Annotated in this window: 13 protein-coding genes; 10 read left to right on the forward strand and 3 right to left on the reverse strand. The window is 41.2% G+C overall.

From position 1 onward, the window contains the following. The first annotated feature begins 7 nt into the window (after positions 1–7). The 3 genes from KIH87_RS04520 to KIH87_RS04530 are packed head-to-tail and all read left to right on the forward strand — an operon-like array spanning position 8 to position 3,304. Positions 8–1,879: a hypothetical protein gene (locus KIH87_RS04520; RefSeq protein WP_232360348.1), complete on the forward strand. Its 1,872-nt coding sequence runs from the start codon at positions 8–10 to the stop codon at positions 1,877–1,879. Continuing rightward, complete coding sequence (locus tag KIH87_RS04525; RefSeq protein ID WP_232360349.1) at positions 1,863–2,603, forward strand: hypothetical protein; 741 nt, start codon at positions 1,863–1,865, stop codon at positions 2,601–2,603. The genes KIH87_RS04520 and KIH87_RS04525 overlap by 17 nt, the downstream gene beginning before the upstream one ends. After that, a complete protein-coding gene (locus tag KIH87_RS04530; protein WP_232360350.1) occupies positions 2,600–3,304 on the forward strand; it encodes a hypothetical protein in 705 nt (234 codons plus the stop codon). The genes KIH87_RS04525 and KIH87_RS04530 overlap by 4 nt, the downstream gene beginning before the upstream one ends. On the opposite strand, the gene KIH87_RS04535 is transcribed toward KIH87_RS04530, so the two are convergent. Together KIH87_RS04535 and KIH87_RS04540 are read right to left on the reverse strand one after the other, a co-directional pair. Beyond that, the gene (locus KIH87_RS04535; protein WP_232360351.1) at positions 3,299–4,861 is read right to left on the reverse strand and encodes a DNA cytosine methyltransferase; all 1,563 of its coding nucleotides are present in this window, start codon (positions 4,859–4,861) and stop codon (positions 3,299–3,301) included. The two genes, KIH87_RS04530 and KIH87_RS04535, sit on opposite strands and share 6 nt — an antisense overlap. A gap of 216 nt (positions 4,862–5,077) precedes the next feature. Then, positions 5,078–6,691, reverse strand: a complete 1,614-nt coding sequence (locus KIH87_RS04540; RefSeq protein WP_232360352.1) for a peptide MFS transporter — start codon at positions 6,689–6,691, stop codon at positions 5,078–5,080. 426 nt (positions 6,692–7,117) lie between these two features. Between KIH87_RS04540 and KIH87_RS04545 the strand changes: the two genes are divergently transcribed. The 6 genes from KIH87_RS04545 to KIH87_RS04570 all read left to right on the forward strand — a co-directional run bounded on the left by KIH87_RS04545 (position 7,118) and on the right by KIH87_RS04570 (position 15,255). Next, the gene (locus KIH87_RS04545; RefSeq protein ID WP_232360353.1) at positions 7,118–9,802 is read left to right on the forward strand and encodes an SLBB domain-containing protein; all 2,685 of its coding nucleotides are present in this window, start codon (positions 7,118–7,120) and stop codon (positions 9,800–9,802) included. An 86-nt stretch (positions 9,803–9,888) separates the two neighbouring features. Beyond that, entirely contained in the window at positions 9,889–10,977 is a 1,089-nt protein-coding gene (wecB, locus tag KIH87_RS04550) for a non-hydrolyzing UDP-N-acetylglucosamine 2-epimerase (RefSeq protein ID WP_269751493.1), read from the forward strand. Positions 10,978–11,045: 68 nt separating this feature from the next. Then, positions 11,046–12,254, forward strand: coding sequence for a UDP-N-acetyl-D-mannosamine dehydrogenase (gene wecC, locus KIH87_RS04555; protein ID WP_269751494.1), 1,209 nt, complete (start codon positions 11,046–11,048; stop codon positions 12,252–12,254). Continuing rightward, positions 12,241–13,437, forward strand: coding sequence for a glycosyltransferase family protein (locus tag KIH87_RS04560; protein ID WP_232360356.1), 1,197 nt, complete (start codon positions 12,241–12,243; stop codon positions 13,435–13,437). Before wecC ends, KIH87_RS04560 begins: the two co-directional genes overlap by 14 nt. 9 nt (positions 13,438–13,446) lie before the next feature. After that, positions 13,447–14,583 carry a glycosyltransferase gene (locus KIH87_RS04565; RefSeq protein WP_232360357.1) on the forward strand — a complete coding sequence of 379 codons (1,137 nt, stop codon included), beginning with the start codon at positions 13,447–13,449 and terminating at the stop codon, positions 14,581–14,583. 66 nt (positions 14,584–14,649) lie between these two features. Continuing rightward, positions 14,650–15,255, forward strand: a complete 606-nt coding sequence (locus tag KIH87_RS04570) for a sugar transferase (RefSeq protein WP_232360358.1) — start codon at positions 14,650–14,652, stop codon at positions 15,253–15,255. Here KIH87_RS04570 and KIH87_RS04575 read toward each other — a convergent pair. Continuing rightward, positions 15,252–16,484, reverse strand: coding sequence for a lipopolysaccharide biosynthesis protein (locus KIH87_RS04575; protein WP_232360359.1), 1,233 nt, complete (start codon positions 16,482–16,484; stop codon positions 15,252–15,254). The two genes, KIH87_RS04570 and KIH87_RS04575, sit on opposite strands and share 4 nt — an antisense overlap. Positions 16,485–16,758: 274 nt before the next feature. Here KIH87_RS04575 and KIH87_RS04580 point away from each other — a divergent pair, with 274 nt between their 5' ends. Next, positions 16,759–18,033 (forward strand): hypothetical protein, encoded by a 1,275-nt coding sequence (locus KIH87_RS04580; RefSeq protein WP_232360360.1) that lies wholly within the window; start codon positions 16,759–16,761, stop codon positions 18,031–18,033. The last annotated feature ends 73 nt before the right edge of the window (positions 18,034–18,106 follow it).

The following is an 18,106-nucleotide window of genomic DNA, read 5'->3' on the forward strand; positions in this document are numbered from 1 at the left end:
GAAACCTATGAAATGGAAAAATATCCCTCTTCGTGCAGAAGAAGTTGAGACTGAAATTACTCAGAGAGACCATTTTAATAATGATGATGTTGATCTTTCCGACACAATAGTTCGAGAAGCTATCCAGAACAGTCTGGATGCTGCCAATGAGCCTGTTGTTGAAGTTCATTTTCGCTTTATTGATAAAAGCAAGGGACTAGATGTTTCTTATTTGCAGGATTTATTAGATGGTCAATTAGAGCATGCTCGAGCAGCTAATTTGGATATAGATACGATAGATTTTGAGTCTCCGGACGCCTTGATTATAGAGGACTTTGGTACTTCAGGTTTAACTGGGGCAACAAATAAAAGGGAAGAAAGTCATTTTTCTGATTTTTGGCGAAGTCATGGGAAATCTCATAAGCATGGGGCTAAAAGAGGAAGGTGGGGACTAGGTAAGCTTGTATATTCGACTTCAAGTAGAGTTGGAGCTTTTTGGGGAGTAACAAAAAGAGGAGAGGATAATGATTTTTACTTGATGGGGCAATCGGTACTTAATACTAGGCATTTAGAGGGTAAATACTATAAGCCTCATAGTTATTTTGCGGATTATGAAAATGAGAATGATGAAAATTTAAGAATCTCTGTGCCAATAAAAGATGAAAAAATTAAAAATAAATTTTGTCAAGTATTCTCTATCGACAGAAGTAAAAATCCTGGGTTATCTATAGTCATTCCTTTTCCTGATAAAGACTTCAAAAAGAATCGAATGATCGATGTGGTAATTTCTAATTACTTTTATCCAATTATTTCTGGAAAGCTGCGAGTTAATCTGGATGGCGTGATAATTTCCAGTGACAGTATTCGATATTTGGCAAGCAAATATTCAGTCGATTTCTTTAAGCAAATAGATCTATTGTTTGACTTCATTGAAACAGCTTCAAATGTGAAAGATGAGGATTTGGTCTTACTTGATTTTGATGAATTCGATGATGGAATCTTGAAAAAGGAGAATTTTGATGAAGATGAACTAGAGAACCTGAGAACAAAGTATAGAAATGGGGAGACTGTTGGTATTAGAGTCAACGCCTCTTTTAGAAAAAAAACTGGTGATAAAAAAAGTTCATTTATTAAACTTTTGATTTCTAAACCAGACAGTATTGAGAGGGGGATAGACCTTTACGTTAGAGGGGGATTAACGTTACCTCAGGAAGAGAAGTTCAAAAGTAGGAAAGCTCTAGGGGTTATGATAGCTGAGGATGAACCCATTTGTGAGTTGTTAGGAGATGCTGAGAACGCTGCACATACTAGGTGGACTCAAAAAACAGAAAAGCTATCAAAAAACTACAAGGCTCCAAATCGGATAGTGAGATTAGCTCAACTTTCATTAACTTGGCTACATGATATATTGGCTGAAGTAATCAACGAAAGGGATGAAAATGCTTTACTTGATTTTTTCTATTTCAGAACTCAAAAGCCAGTAAAGAGTAAAAAGAAAAAAAACAAGTCGCCTATGCAAGTAAATGTTCCTGATATACCCAAGAGAGAGAAGAAAATACATATTGATAAGTATCAAGATGGTTTTTCCATTAAGAATGGGGCTGGGTTTGATGAAAGCTTTCTTCCTTATTTTCAAAGAATAAGAGTGGCCTATGATACCTCCAAGGGGGACGCATTTAAGAAGTATGAGGAGAGCAAAATTAAAGATTTCTCTGTTGGAGCTGGTGGTGATATTGAAGTATTAGAGCAGGAAAATATCGAGATTGTAAAAGCAGAAGAAAACCTATGGGAGCTCATGATTAATGAGTTACCTTTTAGGTTCTCAGTTACTGGATTTGACAGCAATAGAGATCTAAAGATTAGTTTGCCGGATGGGAAGAAAAATGCTGAGAACGATTAATTATACTGGTAGAAAGAAGATAACTCAGCAAGAGATTTCTATAACAATGGATGAAGTGGGAGGAAAAAAAACTTTTGATATTGAGTTTAGAATCCTGGAAGGTTCTTTTCCCGACCATGCATCCTTGTATGTTGAAGCTTATTTTAAAGAAACTAGACAAAGGTTTAGTTTTGGTACTATTGGAAAAATCTGTCCTCCTGAGAGCAGAATTATAGACAAGGTTGATTTTTCAGGAGAAACCTTATTTAAGGTTCTGGTTGTAGATGAATCCAATAGTACAGGTGTTTTATTGGGTGTAGGAAAAGAGCTCAGGGCTGGAAATATTGATTATGTAGATCGAGAAAGTTTAATTTCTGTTGAATCTAGAGATTTGGGGAATGAGCTGTGGAACCTCCAGTTTGATGAATCAAGAAGACCAGTTATTTATCTTAATAGGTCTATTCCCAATGTTATTGGAAGGTTAAGTGAAGACATTACATTTCAGGCACTAGTGCTTCCTGAGGCATTTAGACGAGTTTTGATGTATTGCGTGTCAGAGTCAGACGACTTTGACGACGATTCGTTAGAACGATGGAAGGAGTTTGCAAAAAGGCATTCAGATCGATTTCCGAATGAAGATGAATCTGACGAAGAAAAGTCTGAGTGGATTGAGGAGGTTGTATCATCCTTTTGTAATTCGTTTAGATTTTGTGAGCGGTTTATTTCAGAGAATTATGAAAAATGACTCTAATTAGAAGATTAAATAATATCGGGCTGGAAAAGTTTACAGATTACATTCAGAAATTGAAAGCTGGTGTTGATATACAGTATCCCGAGTATTTGCTGGATTCTATTGAATTTAGTGAAGATTGTGAAATTGATGTTGAAGTTGAGCAAGTGCAATTTAAATCAAGATATGAGCTAGGAAAATATTTGGTTGGCAAATTTGCTGATATAGATATGCAACCGTATTTGGGAGATAGAGGAGTGTGGAGTTGGTTGGCTCTTTTTTGGTTTAAACAGCTTTGCCCCGTAGTGTCAGGAAAGTTTAAACCGAGTGAAGCACACCATTATGTATTGAGCCAATTGTACAACCATCGCCCAAGACATTCAGTTTTATATTCTTGGCAATTGGTAGAGTTACATGGTGAAGATTCGTTGTTTATGTTAGCTAAAAAGCCCTCTGTTAGAGGAGAGCTTAGTGAGCAGTTATTGGCTCGACAATATATTCTCTATTCTAAAGGAGTTATCGCTCTTGCTAATCACTTGTATTTTGATGCTAATACTGAATCTTTTAAAAGGGGGGCAGCTGGACGCGGAAAGGGGGGAGTAACTAGGTTAATTTCCTGGATTCGGCAAATAGACCTTACTTATGATATTTTTAGTATGGAAAAAGAAGACTTTGTTAAGATTCTGCCATCAGAATTCGGTAGATTTTTATCATAGTTTAAGCAAATCAAATACGAGCTCAGCCAATTTAAATGCTAAAAATGGTGGAACGGCATTTCCAACTTGAACGTATTGTTGCGTTCTATTTCCAACAAAAAAGTAGTTGTCTGGAAAAGTTTGTATCCTTGCTGCTTCTCTAACAGTTAGGCTTCGGCACTGCATTGGATCATAGTGAATAAAATAGTGACCATCCTTACTGATATGGCTTGTAACGGTTGTTCCGTGTGAGTTTGCTCGTTGTACTCTAAATCTGTCTGCAAATTTCCCCGAATCAAAGTTTTTGTGAGCAGGCCAAAGTGCTTTGGGTAAGTTATATGATTTCGGTGAAACACCATTTACTTCGGTATAGATGCTGTAGAAAAGATATCGGTGCAGATCTGTCGTGATGTGGCCTCTTGCCTCGTGGTTCACAACGTAAGAACCCAATTGTTCATCTATTAACCAACTTTTCAATTCTGAGTTGATATCTTTAAAAGCCTTTGTTTTCTGTTGGTTGAGATTTTTACCAGTGCTTTCTGGTGAGTCAGAGATTACAGATATATGTTTCAAAAAGCTGTTATAAACGGCTTGGTTTATGTCTTTATTGTTTTTTATTTCGGTGAGTAGTCTTTTATCGTAGTTCTTAATAGCATTGCGCCATTTTTCCAAAGAATCGCCACCTTTGGATAACTTACTTCTTAGAGGGGGTAAGTCAGCAATAACGTCTTTTACTGTTGGTGGTTTTTCTACTGGTTCCAGTAAGTGCCTTTGTGTTTTGCTATCTATATCTTCTCTTACACCTAGTAGAATGACTCTATGGCGAGCTTGGGGAATACCATACTCTTCAGCCTTAATGATGAAGTCTTTCGGGGTGAGTTCTTCCTTGTCTGAGACAAAAGAGTATATGTTGTATTTGTGTTTCTCTTTAATGAACTTTGGTTTGGTGTCTGTGGCTTTACAGGGATCTTGTAAATCGTTCAGTATTTTTCCAAAGATGAGCTCACCATCTACTTTGGCAGACAACATTCCTTTGACGTTCTCCATAACGAATACAAGGGGGTGATACCGGGCAATAATTTTCAAATATTCTTTATAGAGAAAATTTCTGTGGTCTTGTGTCGCATCGTAATTTTTAGATCCAATATTACGAGCTCTACCAACCAGAGAGTATGCCTGGCAGGGTGGTCCTCCAATAAGGATGCAGTTTTCTTTACCTATTGCTTCGTCGATGCATTTAAAGGCACGGGTTTCTGTTTCTTCACCCAAAGTAATACACTGGGCTTCCCGGCGAGCTTCTTCTAATTCATTTTGAAACTTCGGCAACTTAAATAATTCTTGCTCGGGGCTATCTCCTAACTCTCCTTTTAGGAAATCGTAGTATTCAGGAGGAAAAGATGAACCATCAAATTGCCTTAGAAAGGATCTTAAAGTGAGCGTTCTATGTGCGCTTTCTTCTTTTTCTATAGATACGGCAATTTTAAATACATTCTGATTATTTTCTTTTAGTTGAGAAAAGCCTTCACCCAAGCCGCCCGGCCCTGCAAATAAATCAATGATTTTTATTGGCTTTCTCATTAGAAGGAAAATAATGTGAGTGTTTACAAAAGTGGCGCAAGTTTACATTAAATGTATTTGTTTTTTTAGTTTTTAAAAGAGGGATTGTTTAAGTAGCGTTATTGGGGTTTATTCGATGAATAAATTTTATGCAAGTCTTTGGTAATTGATTGGCTTAATAAGAAGAATCCCCACAGCCCATGCTGAGCTGTGGGGATATCTATAACGTTTGGTGAGTTATTTAACGCCGTGCATTCCGCGTTTCAGGATGGGCGAGATAAGGATCATGAATACCCCTACACCAATACCAACCCACATCAGGAATTGGAACAATTCTGTGTAGGTTGCTGCAACTGCGTGGATGTCGTTTAGGTCGGTGTGCTCAGTGTCTACTGCTGCCATTTTACCTAAGCGCATTGCTACGGTTTCTGCCAATGCTGTTGCCAGGAACCAGGTTCCCATTGCCATACCTACAACACGATGAATGGCTAGCTTGGTTACTGCCGACAATCCAACCGGTGACAAGCAGAGTTCGCCAGTGGTGTGCAGCAGGTAGGCTAGTGCCATCCAAATCATGCTGATGTGTCCGGTTTCATCCGGGTATTGAGCGCCAATTACCAATGCACCGAAGCCTAAACCTGCTTGCATAATGCCTAAGCCAAACTTGACCGGGGTGCTGGGGTTTAGATTTCTCTTATCTAGCCAAACCCATAAGGCTGCGAATGGTAGTGACAATAACATAATGTATAAGGCGTTTAAGCTACCAAATTGTGATGCGGTGATTTCGAAGTCGCCTATTTGGCGGTCGATGACGCGGTCGGTGAACAGGGTCATTGAACCAGCGGCTTGTTCGAACAAGGCCCAGAAGATAATCGTGGATGCGATAAGTACCATTAGCACTATCATTTTATGCACATCTTCTTTTTTGCCTTTCAGCACTGAATAAGCAACAAGACCTACCCCCGCAAGCACTAATAACGTTTGTTGAGTCATGAATACTACGGGTTCATGTTGTACCATCAACCAAGAAATGCCCAAACTGGCAAAGGCTGCCAGGTAGATGACATGTTCTTTCTTAATACCCATGAACTTCTCTTTTAGAATTTCCGGGTTTTCTGGCTCTGCTAATCCGTATAGGTATTTTTGACCATAAGAAAATGTGATCAAACCAATTAACATGCCGATACCTGCCGCGCCGAAGCCATAGCCCCAGCCATAGACTTCACCAAGGTAGCCACAGATCATGGTTGCCAGGAATGAACCTACGTTGATACCCATGTAGAAAATGGTGAAGCCTGAGTCACGACGAGGGTCGCCTTCTGCGTAAAGCTGACCAACGATGGTGGAGATATTAGGTTTCAGGAATCCAACACCGGTAACGATTAATGCCAGAGCAAAGTAGAATACGTTGAGTGCTGCGGTGTCCTGGATTTTGATGGTTTCTTGAAGGGTAGTACCTGCGGCTAACACGGTTCCGTCGGAAAGGGTTAACGCGGATTGCAGTATGGTTCCTGCGTCGTATTGCACAGCTTGATGGCCCTCGACTGCCATCAATAAGTGCCCCAGGCAGAGTAAAATACCGCCAAATAAAACGGCTTTTCTCATGCCGAGATATCGGTCGGCTAATACGCCCCCGATTACTGGAAGCGCGTATACCAATCCTGCATAGGCTCCCAATACTTCCAACCCTTCACCGTCGCTGAACAGGTGGTATTTTGTAAGATATAAAAGGAGTAGGTATTTCATCCCGTAGAAGGAGAAACGTTCCCACAATTCTGTCGCGAAACATACGTAAAGTCCCTTTGGATGACCAAATAAATTGTCGGAACTTTCAATGGCAATGGCAGTCATAAATCAGCCTCAAAATTCGGTTTTATAAGTTTTATTATCGAAACGAAAGCACGGTTATACCGGGCGAGGTGGGCAAAAGCAAGCTTGAGAAAGAAAGCAAGCCTTTGTTATGTGTATTAAATTGTTTGTGAATTTGGCTGTGGTTAGGGATTTTGTTTGAGGGAATGAGCTCTTGTTTTTTCTGATTCTTTAATTAAGGCTTGGTTAATTCAATGTTGGCAACATTGCCGATCATACAAATAATAACACTCTTATACTGTTCAAGCTGTTGGCAAATCGTGTAAAATCGGCGCCCTTTGTATATTGCTTGGATTCCAGCGTGCGCTCCGTATGTAAATACGGTATGTAAAGTGGGCGATTAGCAGCGCACAGTAAAAAACAATATTCAGCGACTTAGTAATAAAAATAAGCAGGTTTAAGCAGGAAATGAAAAACAGATTTGGATATATTTTATGCCTCTTTCTAGTTTTCTCACCGTTAGCATTTGCACAACAAGCATTCCAGCCGACGAAAGAACAATTAGAAATATTTAAAAAGCTTTCACCTGAACAACAAGAAGCGCTGGCAAAAAAGTATGGCATGGATTTGAATATGCTAGGGATGGGAGATGGAACTTCTACCAACTCGTCTAAAGAATTAAGTAGCCCGTATATGCTGCCCCGTGCCGATGGCATGAATAAGGAGCAAGACAAACAAGCTCAAGAATATTACGAGCAGACTGATGAAGAAGAGGATGAATTAAAACCCTTTGGTTATGATTTATTTGCTGGCCAGCCTACGACTTTCTCTCCTCTTGCCAAAGCCCCGGTTCCTTCCAATCATTTAATGGGGCTTGGCGATAAGCTGCTGATTAGCCTATACGGTAAAGTTAACGAGCAATACGATCTGGAAGTTAATCGTCAGGGGCAAGTTGTTGTTCCCGGGTTGCCCCCGATGAATGTGGCTGGATTAACTTATTCGGAAGCAAAAGATTTTATTAAACAGCGCGTTGAAGAGCAGAATATTGGGGTTTCGGCTCATGTTGCCTTCGGTGAGTTGGGATCTATTCAAGTTTTCGTACTGGGTGATGCTTATACTCCGGGTACATACACTGTCAGCTCCTTGTCGACTATTACCCACGCCTTGTTTGCCAGTGGTGGCATCAAAGAAATCGGCTCTTTGCGTAATATCCAGTTAAAACGCGCGGGTAAAGTGGTGGTTAATCTGGATTTGTATGATTTGCTGTTGCGCGGTGATACCAAAGATGATGTCCTTTTACGTTCTGGTGATGTGGTATTCATTCCTTCTGTAGGTAAGCAAATAACGGTTGATGGAGCGGTAAATCGCCCTGCGATTTACGAAGTGAAACCGGGTGAAACCTTCAAGGATTTGCTCGCTATGGTCGGTGGGCCTGCCAATGAAGCTTATCTTCGTAAAGTGAGCGTGTATCAATATAAAAATGGCACCAAGCATATTCAAAATGTGGATCTGAATAAGTCTGCACAGTTGCAAAAAACCGTTGAAAATGTTGCACAGGTCATTGTTCCTAATGCGGGTGAGCGTTTACAGGACGCTATTCAATTATTAGGTGAAGTGACTCGTCCTGGATTTTATGAGTGGTATGAAGGCATTTCACTGTTGTCATTAATTGATTCTGAAACCGGGTTCTTTACTGAGCATTCAGATATTAATTATGGCCTGTTGTTACGTCGTAATAATGGTGAGATTCAGGCTATACAGTTTAGCCCTGCAAAGTTGTTGACAGATAAAAGCTACGATAAGCCGCTTATGCCTGAAGATAAGTTGTTTATTTTCTCAACCAATACCAAGTCCAAACAACTGTTGAGCTTCGAAGAATTAACCGGGGAAGAGTCGAAGCAAGATTTGATTAAGGAACGTGTTGAGAAGCAAATCGAAGAGCAATTTTTCTGGGATTTATATGCTAATTTGGATGAAGAAGATGATGCCAATATCAAGCAGAAGAAAGAGGAGGTAACCACCGATTTACCTACTTTGTTTGAATTGGAGAATGAAAGCTTTTCTGAGTTAGTTGAGAAATACAAAATTTATCGCTGGGATACCAGTTCTCGCCATTATTTGCTATGGCCTGCATACAAAATGGTATTGGATGCCAATCGTATTGGTAGTGTTCTACCTTTAATTGAAGTTAGTGGAAATGTGCGTTACCCCGGTGCTTATCCTTTAAGTGAAGGTGGCTCTTTGGAAGATGCGCTTGATGCGGCTGGTGGGGTGACTGATTTGGCATCGCCCATGATCAAGGTCTCTCGTGAAACGCCTTCGGGTGTTGAGCAGTTTGATGTCAATATTAAGGTTGCTAAAGACTTTCTTATTTCAGGTAAAGACAAGATTTCTGTCTTTACCAAGCCAGAAGCTAATGATTTTGCTCAGGTACAAATTCGCGGAGAAGTGAAGTTCCCGGGAACCTATACGGTGAAGCGTGGCGAGTTGCTTTCCAGTTTGATCGCCAAAGCGGGGGGCCTAACTAAGTACGCTCATGCCGATGGTGCAGTGTTTACCCGTGAGTCCTTGAAGTCGAAAGAGAAGGAAAACTTGTTAGCTTTGGCTGATGAATTACGTAAGCAAGTTGCAGCCAAGCGATTAACGAATAATGTTACTGATAGCAGTAATGTTAACTACAACGAACTGCAAAAGGTGCTTGCGGATCTGACCAACACTGAAGCTGTAGGTCGTATGGTTATTGATTTACCTTCTTTGCTTGAAGGAAATCTGGATTCAGATGTTGAGTTGATTCGGGGCGATATTTTAGTTGTTCCTCCCAGATCGCAAACCGTTTCTGTGGTCGGTGAAGTGTACTTGCCTACCTCTCACCGTTACCGTACAGGGTTATCGATTGATGACTATCTGGATAGCAGCGGTGGCGTGAAAAAACTGGGTGATGAAGACAATGTTTTTGTTATCCAGGCAAATGGTTCGGTTATTCGTCCTGATAAAGGCTTTTGGTATTCGTCGGCTTCTTCTTCATTGAAGCCGGGGGATACTATTGTTGTGCCGCTGGATGCAAACCCCATTGATAATTTGACATTGTGGTCTTCAGTAACGCAAATTCTGTATCAATCTGGTGTTGCGATTGCTGCGATTGGTTCTTTGTAAGGCTATGTCGGTTTAATTTCGTTTAGAGTGGATTGTAAGTGTTAAAAGTATTGACTGTCTTTGGGACGAGACCTGAGGCGATTAAAATGGCGATGGTTGTTAAGCAACTCGCCGCAGCTGAGCATATTGAATCTAAAGTATGTGTGACAGCTCAGCATAGAGAAATGCTGGATCAGGTTTTACAGTTATTCGAAATACAGCCTGATTATGACTTGGATATTATGACCAAACAGCAAGACTTGTACGATGTAACCAGTCGTATTCTGCTTGGGTTGCGAGAAATTCTACAAAATGAAAAACCCGATGTTGTGTTGGTTCACGGAGATACCACCACGACATTAGCCACCAGTTTGGCTTGTTATTATGCCAAGGTGAAAGTAGGGCATGTTGAAGCTGGGCTTCGCACTGGTGATATCTACTCTCCCTGGCCGGAAGAGGCTAACCGTCGTTTAACGGGGGTGCTAACGAATTTGCATTTTGCTCCAACGGATTCTTCAAAGCAGAATTTGCTTGCTGAAGGCGTTGATGAAAGTGCGATTTGGGTGACTGGTAATACTGTCATTGATGCCTTGTTAGAAGTTAACAAGATAGTTAATGAGAAGCAGGATGTACAAACTGCAATTGTTTCTCAGTTACAGCAGTCTTGTGACTTCGATTTAAATCGAGAGTTTGTATTAATCACTGGGCATCGTAGAGAAAGTTTTGGTTCAGGCTTTGAAAATATTTGTGCTGCCATTAAAACTTTGGCAAACAAGTATCCTGAGATTGATTTTATCTATCCTGTACACCTTAATCCGAATGTTCGCGAACCGGTAAATCGCATATTGGTTGATACACCGAATGTGAAGTTAATCGAGCCCTTGGAATATTTGCCGTTCGTATTTTTGATGGGGCGAAGTAAAGTCATTTTGACCGATTCTGGTGGTATTCAGGAAGAGGCTCCTTCATTAGGCAAGCCTGTTTTGGTGATGAGAGATACGACTGAGCGTCCTGAAGCTGTTGCTGCCGGCACGGTTATTTTAGTCGGTACTGAACAGGATAAAATTGTTCAGGAATTATCATTACTGTTAGACGATGAGCAGCACTATGCTGCTATGGCTGAAGCTCATAATCCTTACGGGGACGGTCAAAGTGCCAAGCGCATCGTGGATATTTTGCAATCTGTTCAAATTTAGGTAATTCACCCTTGTTTAATAAAATTTCAGTTATCGGATTGGGCTACATTGGTTTGCCCACCGCTGCTATGTTCGCTTCCAGAAAGAAGCAGGTTATTGGTATTGATGTAAATTCACATGCTGTGGACACTATTAACTCAGGTAATATTCATATAGTTGAGCCTGATTTGGACATCGTCGTTCGCGCAGCAGTAACACAGAAATACTTAAGAGCCAGTTTAATTCCTGAAGCTTCTGATGCTTTTTTAATCGCTGTTCCCACGCCATTTAAAGACGATAAACAACCTGATTTGAGCTATATCGAAGCGGCTTGTAAGGCGATTGCTCCAGTATTGCAAAAAGGTAATGTATTGGTGTTGGAATCTACCTCGCCAGTTGGTGCAACCAAGCAAATGGCACAATGGATCGCTGAATTAAGACCGGATTTGAGTTTGCCGAGTGGTGTTGATTCTACTGAGCAGGATTTGTTTATCGCTCATTGCCCCGAGCGCGTTTTACCAGGACACGTGATGCGTGAATTGGTTGAAAACGATCGCGTTATTGGTGGTTTGTCGAAAGCTTGTGCTGAGAAAGCCAAAGCCTTGTATCAGATTTTTGTTGAGGGTGAGTGTGTCCTTACCGATTGTGATACCGCTGAAATGGCGAAGCTAACAGAGAACGCTTTTAGAGACGTTAATATTGCCTTCGCTAATGAGTTGTCCATTATTTGCGACGAGCTAGGCATTAATGTGTGGGAATTGATTGCTATTGCTAACCGTCACCCACGAGTAAATATATTGCAACCTGGGCCGGGTGTCGGTGGCCATTGTATCGCCGTTGATCCTTGGTTTATCGTAAGCCGTACACCTGAACTGGCTTCGCTGATCGCTACTGCCAGAAAAGTAAACGATGGCAAGCCTGAGTGGGTTCTGGATAAGGTGAATGCCGCTTTGGTTGAGGTGGCGAATGTGAAAGGTGTGGCTCCGTCTCAGTTGAGCATCGCGTGTCTGGGTTTGGCATTTAAACCTGATATTGATGATTTGCGTGAAAGCCCTGCGCTGCAGATCACTAAAACCTTGTCGGAAAGGCATACTGGACAGATTTTAGCGGTTGAACCAAACATTCATGAGTTACCTGCTAAGTTGTCGGCTGGCAATATTCGTCTGGTTGATGAATATACGGCAGTGAAAGAGGCCGATATTGTGTTGCTATTGGTTGATCATAAGCAGTTTAAGTCTATGCCTCTTCAGTTGAGTGATACGCAACGCTTGGTCGATACTCGTGGTGTCTGGAACTAATTCCAACACACCGTCATTACCGTCAGTGCATATGGTCATTAAGACCAATGCGCTGATTTATGATGATAGATTCAGAAAGGAAGTTCAGTCGTTACAGCGCATCGGATGCCAAGTAAGTGCTTCAGTGCTTGAAGATGCTAACCAAGCTCGAAATGGTCATGACTACGGTGATGGTGTTCAGCAGAACTTTCGTGTGCTTTCTCTGCTTACCAAACGCCTATTGAAATCTCGCTTGTTTGTGCTTTTTCATTTAAGTGAGTTTATTCTTCGCACTTGTCTTCATATTATTCGTTCCAAACCTGATGTTGTTTGGATACATGATCCTATCTTGATGGTGTTTGTGCCTTTTCTTCAGTTATTGAAGGTAATGGGGTTTACGCGGAAAATCATCTGGGATCAGCATGAATTGCCTATTAAGCGTATTGATCAGTCTGGTGCGTTGCGCCGAGTGTTTGCGTGGTTTTGTCGAGGTGCGGATCTGGTTGTTGCTGCAAATCAGGAGCGCCTGGATTATTTGAAAGATCATTATCCAGGGTTTGATAAGGTTGCCCATGGCGTGATCCGTAACTATTCCGATCATGAGTTTATCGAACAACCATCCAAGCCTTTACCCGACGATCTGGTTAATTGGTTGGATGGTAGAGAATACTTTCTGGTACAAAGTGGCGTTGTTGAGCTACGTAACTTTCGTGCGGTCGCAGAAGCCATTATTCCCGATGACACTTTGCCTGTGATTGTTGCTGTTGGTGGTGGTGATAAGGCTTTAATTAATGAGCTGCAACAACGTTATGGTGAGCGTTTTCAACAGCGGGTTTATCTGATTGGCAAAGTGCCGCAAATGGAGCTGACACGCTATTTGGATGGCTCTGTTGCCAGTATCATTTTTTATCAGAAGTCATACGGCATCAATAATTGGTTGTGTGAACCTAATCGCTTGTTTCAGGCTCTGAATCGAAATCGTCCTGTGATCGTGGGTAATAACCCTCCAATGGCGTCTGTATTACAAGAATATCCATTGGGTGAGGTTGTCGCTGATGATGGCTCTGAGCCTGAATATCTGAAACAGGCATTAAAACAGTTTATGCAGAATCGGGGACAACTTCCTGCATTATCAGAAGCGCAAATTGCGAATATTGGTTGGGAATCTCAGGATCCTCATATCGCTGAACTGGTTAGATGCTGAACTATTGCCATGAATGTCTTATTTGTTCCTTTTAACTATCAGAATCCGTTTCAGCCAATTGCTGCTTTGTTTTTTCACGATCAGGTTCAGGCATTGGTGCAGTCTGGCGTTAAAGTGGTTGTGCTAAGTGCTGTGTCAGTTTCGTTGCCCAATGTTGTAAAGTGTAAAGGCAAAGGCTTAGGGTATCGCCATTGGCAAGATAAAGGCGTTGATGTCTATCAGTTTATGTTTCCCGCAGTGCCCAAAGCGCCAAGACTAAATCAATGGATTCGTTTACAGGTGCAAAAATTCCTCTATCAAAAAATTAAGCGTGAGCACAGCGCACCAGATTTGGTTCATGTTCAAATGTTCCCCGGTGGTGACTTTGGGCAATGGATGCAAAAATCATTTTCTATTCCCTATGTTGTTACTGAGCATTTATCTGGCTTTTCTCAAGGTGTTTATAATGGTTGGCAATTGCAAAATGCTCAATCGTGTTATAAACATGCGCAAGTGAGAATTGCTGTAAGTCAGCATTTGGCGACGACTTTAGAGCAATTGACCGAACAACCATTTGAGGTCATACCTAACTGCGTTGATGTTTCTTTATTTGAGCCTGAGTTGGATGTTGGTAAAAAAGCCATTCGGCGTTTTATTCATGTAGGTCGATTAGATCCTATCAAGAATCAGGCAATGTTAATTGAAGCTTTTGCGAAGGCGGACTTGCCTGAAGATTGTAGTCTTACAATCGTTGGGGCTGGAAGTGAAGAAGCTAATTTACGCCGCATAATTGATAGCTTGAATATTGGTGATAAAGTCGAGCTGTACGGTGAGGCGACGAAGGCGGAAGTAATTAAACTATTGTCTTTGCACGATGCTTTTGTTTTGGCTAGTCGCTATGAGACTTTTGGTGTGGTGCTAATTGAAGCAATGAGTATGGGGTTGCCAGTGATCTCAACGGATTGTTTGGGAGCCCGAGAAATTATTACCGATGATAAAGTTGGTGAAATTTGCTCCTGTGATAGAGAGGCGTTATCTCAATTACTCGCGTCTTTTACTTCTCGTTATTATGACTCTCGGTATATTCGGCAGTTTGCAGTTGAACATTTTTCCAATCAATCAGTTGCAAATATGATCAATAAAGTCTATAGCCGAATTGTCCGCTAATCGTTAGAATACCGCGCGTTTTCCTCTAGTTTATTATTCAATTGAACTACCAATTGGGAGCCCTCTTTGTATCAGCACTTCTTTAAAGGCGTCATTGATCGAGTCATTGCTTTAGTCGCTCTTTGTGTTTCCTTACCTGTTTTAGTTCCTGTTACGTTGATATTGGCTGTGGCCTTGAGAGGGAATCCTTTTTTTGTACAGCAACGCCCTGGTTTGAAAGGAGAGCCTTTTTATTTGGTTAAGTTTAAAACCATGACGGATGCGAGGGATGAACATGGTGAGCTACTGCCTGATGATGAGCGATTGGTGCCTATTGGACGCTGGATACGCTCTTTGAGTCTTGATGAGCTACCTCAATTTATTAATGTTCTAAAAGGTGAAATGTCTTTGATTGGGCCGCGTCCTTTGCTTATGGAGTATCTGGATATCTATACGGCGGAAGAGCAGCGTAGGCATAATGTGCTTCCCGGAATAACGGGGTGGGCTCAGGTGAATGGACGTAATTCGATTTCATGGAAAGAGAAATTTGCTCTGGATGTCTGGTACGTTGAGCATTTGAGTTTTGGTCTAGATATTAAGATTGTCTTCTTATCGGTTTTAAAGGTGCTGAAAAAAGAAGGGGTCAATGCTTCAGAAACCGTTACCATGGAGAAATACAACGGTAATAATTAGTTGTTCTCATTTCCTGGATTATTGCGTTGATCATTACGCTTTATCGCAGTTAAGTACCAAATTATTTGCACAAGAACAAAGGCTGTTCCAACGCCTGAAAATAGCTGTATTCCCACAATCGCCTTGTCCATAAGCAACCCGGATAACAGGCTGGTTGCTAACGCCAGGCTATATATAATCTCAAAGTAAAATGCGGGTTTTTGCAGATTCAGGATGAGAGGTACGAAAGCCAACATTCCACCTATCGCACGAGCGTAAATCCATGGTAGTAACAGTGCCCCTATCGTACCAGCGCTTCGCCATTCTTCTCCAAGTAATAAAACGAAAAAAGGCTCTGCGATAAAATAGCCGATAAGGAAAATGGGGATCAAAGCTATGGCATAAAATGAAAAGAATTTCCGAAAGACAGGCAATATAGGTTGTCCAAGTCTTTGTTTTTCCGCTGTTGTTTTATAGAAAATTTTAAATAGTGCATTACCAATGAGTTGCCAAGGCGTGACCAATACTTTGTTGGCTTGTGAATATGCCCCTAATAATGCGGTTTGACTGAATAATGGCAGTAAAAAACTGGGTGTATTGAGGTTAAAGCTGGTTAGTAGAGCGTGAGGGGCGTTAAATAGTGGAAAGTTTTTGTAGTGTTTGGCGATAGCCTTCAGTTTTTTCCAATTACCTTTGTAGGCTTTTCCTGTTTTATACACTTTTTGCAGGTTAATAAGTGCCACAATCCAATAAGACAAGGCAAATGCGAGCATCAGGCCGTTAGGAAGCTGATATGCGATCACACTAATAACGACCCAAAGCGTTGAGCGTAAGGTGAGGTTAGTGGTAATGCGTCCGTAATGTTCTTTGTCGTTAAGCAGATTATTACTCAGGTTAAACAGTGCTACGGCCGGGATACCTGCGACAATGAGATAAGCCCATAATAAATCTATTTTTCCTGACATGAGAGCCGCAATAACAGCAAAGCCGCTGATACATGTTGTGGCAATAATTAGAAGAACTGACAAGCTGGTTAAATATCGCTTGTGGATGAGTTTTGGCGCTGAAATAAGTGCAACATCGTAGCGACCCGCACTTGCTAGCGAGATGATGGAGCAAATTGCCACATACAGAGCAAAGAAGCCGAAATCTTGCGGTGTATATTGCCTCGCCAATATTGGTAGAGCGATAAGCGGAATCGCTTGTGAAAGTATGTTTCCTGATAAAAGTTTGGCAAGTTTGGCTTTCATTGTTATGTGTTTTATTGTGCTTCGCGATGGGTCAACTGATTTATAGCGTCACGAGGTATCATATCAGTTTGCATCAATGCACACCGTATTTTATTGCTGGTATCATGGCGGGATTGTGGAATAATGTCGCCAGCTTTAAAAGCTTAGACAGTTAATGTTAAGTGTTTACCTGATAGGGTGATGTACATCAGGTTTTCCCTCTATGTGTAATATGATGAGTATGAATTCCGTTATATCGAGCATTAAAAGAATTCCTTGGGTAGTATTTGGGATTATGGTTATTTTGGGAGTAGTTGCATGTGGTGGAGGTGATGGTTCTTCGTCTGACCCAATTCCAAATCCACCGCCAACAAAAAATCCAGCTGTTGAAGCAATTGAACAGTTATGGCCGACAACTGTTGGTGACTATTTAGAACAGGATTTATGGTCACCGATTAATATCTATGATGCGGGGGTGGTATTAATGTTACCTCTTGAGTATGCCTTTCACATAGATAACAACGCATCCTTGCAGATTCAATTTCATGATTTCTTTGAACGTTATCTTGCGGAGTTTGATACTGGTTTGGATACCAACGACTTAAGTCGTTTTCAATTTTACTACGTTTTGGCCAGGTATCTAGCATATACACAGGATTCTGGATGGAATTCAGTTCAGCAGGAATTGTACAGCAAATTGCTGGCAGATTTTAATTTTGTCTGGCTTGAGGAAGATACAGCACAAGCCGGTAATGCGGGTACTCGTGTTGAAATTATTCAGCAAAAACTGAATAACATTGGTAATGCTTCTCCTAAATACACAAGAGCCACTATTGATCTGGAGCTTTTTGGATTTGCTATTGCCGGAGAGTTAGCGGCTATGCAGAGAAAAGACGGCCAAACCTTGCATGTTGCTGTACAAGAAATGTTGCAGCTTGCTTATGCCAATTTTCAGCAAGAGGTGGCATATACCAGTAATGGTTGGTTGTATCAGCCTGGACAATGGGATGATTATGTCGATTATCTTTATGCTGGCAATACTGAACTGTCTGAAAATTTAGAGCCTTCGCCTGTTCCGGGTATTGCGACAGATAGCTCTCATAGCCACAGAATGCCACTCTGGTTGTTGAGTTTGGCTAAGGGGTTCCCGGAAGGAAGCGAAGAAAGAGAGTACTTCGAGGGGCTGTCTGAAGGATTTGAAAGCCAATTTATGAGCGTTGTATACGTCCCTTCGTCTGCTGAGTTTAGTGGCCCAAGAATGACTAATTTTATGGATGGTAATAATGGCATATACCGTTATCGTTTTCACAACAATCCAGAGTTGAAGTTAGGATATGAACCCTACAATCTTTCAGGTACCCTGCTAACGGGTTTTTATCCTTTCATGTACAATACCCAGCTTCGTCAAGAGTATGCAGATCTTACCTTTCCTCTGTCTGATACAACACTACAGCTTTATCTTGGGCTTGGGGGAACTCCGGATGTTGAAAGAGCATTTCAGCTACCTGATTATTATGCTGAAGGCTATGCTCAAGTTTACTCGTTAATTGCTTCCTTAATGGTCGATTAGCCTTTCAGACAACAGCTTTGGATACTAATTAAAACTAAATTATTTTCCGGTAAGGAGATATCGTTGAAGAATA

The sequence above is a fragment of the Paraneptunicella aestuarii genome, from assembly GCF_019900845.1.
Classification (GTDB): Bacteria; Pseudomonadota; Gammaproteobacteria; order Enterobacterales; family Alteromonadaceae; genus Paraneptunicella; species Paraneptunicella aestuarii.

What these genes read in the sequence shown, in the direction of transcription:
- KIH87_RS04535 (WP_232360351.1), bottom strand. Translation starts at nt 4,861, where the DNA reads ATGAGAAAGCCAATAAAAATCATTGATTTATTTGCAGGGCCGGGCGGC.
- KIH87_RS04540 (WP_232360352.1), bottom strand. Translation starts at nt 6,691, where the DNA reads ATGACTGCCATTGCCATTGAAAGTTCCGACAATTTATTTGGTCATCCA.
- KIH87_RS04530 (WP_232360350.1), top strand. Translation starts at nt 2,600, where the DNA reads ATGACTCTAATTAGAAGATTAAATAATATCGGGCTGGAAAAGTTTACA.
- KIH87_RS04565 (WP_232360357.1), top strand. Translation starts at nt 13,447, where the DNA reads ATGAATGTCTTATTTGTTCCTTTTAACTATCAGAATCCGTTTCAGCCA.
- KIH87_RS04525 (WP_232360349.1), top strand. Translation starts at nt 1,863, where the DNA reads ATGCTGAGAACGATTAATTATACTGGTAGAAAGAAGATAACTCAGCAA.
- wecC (WP_269751494.1), top strand. Translation starts at nt 11,046, where the DNA reads ATGTTCGCTTCCAGAAAGAAGCAGGTTATTGGTATTGATGTAAATTCA.
- KIH87_RS04545 (WP_232360353.1), top strand. Translation starts at nt 7,118, where the DNA reads ATGAAAAACAGATTTGGATATATTTTATGCCTCTTTCTAGTTTTCTCA.
- KIH87_RS04520 (WP_232360348.1), top strand. Translation starts at nt 8, where the DNA reads ATGAAATGGAAAAATATCCCTCTTCGTGCAGAAGAAGTTGAGACTGAA.
- KIH87_RS04575 (WP_232360359.1), bottom strand. Translation starts at nt 16,484, where the DNA reads ATGAAAGCCAAACTTGCCAAACTTTTATCAGGAAACATACTTTCACAA.
- KIH87_RS04580 (WP_232360360.1), top strand. Translation starts at nt 16,759, where the DNA reads ATGGTTATTTTGGGAGTAGTTGCATGTGGTGGAGGTGATGGTTCTTCG.
- wecB (WP_269751493.1), top strand. Translation starts at nt 9,889, where the DNA reads ATGGCGATGGTTGTTAAGCAACTCGCCGCAGCTGAGCATATTGAATCT.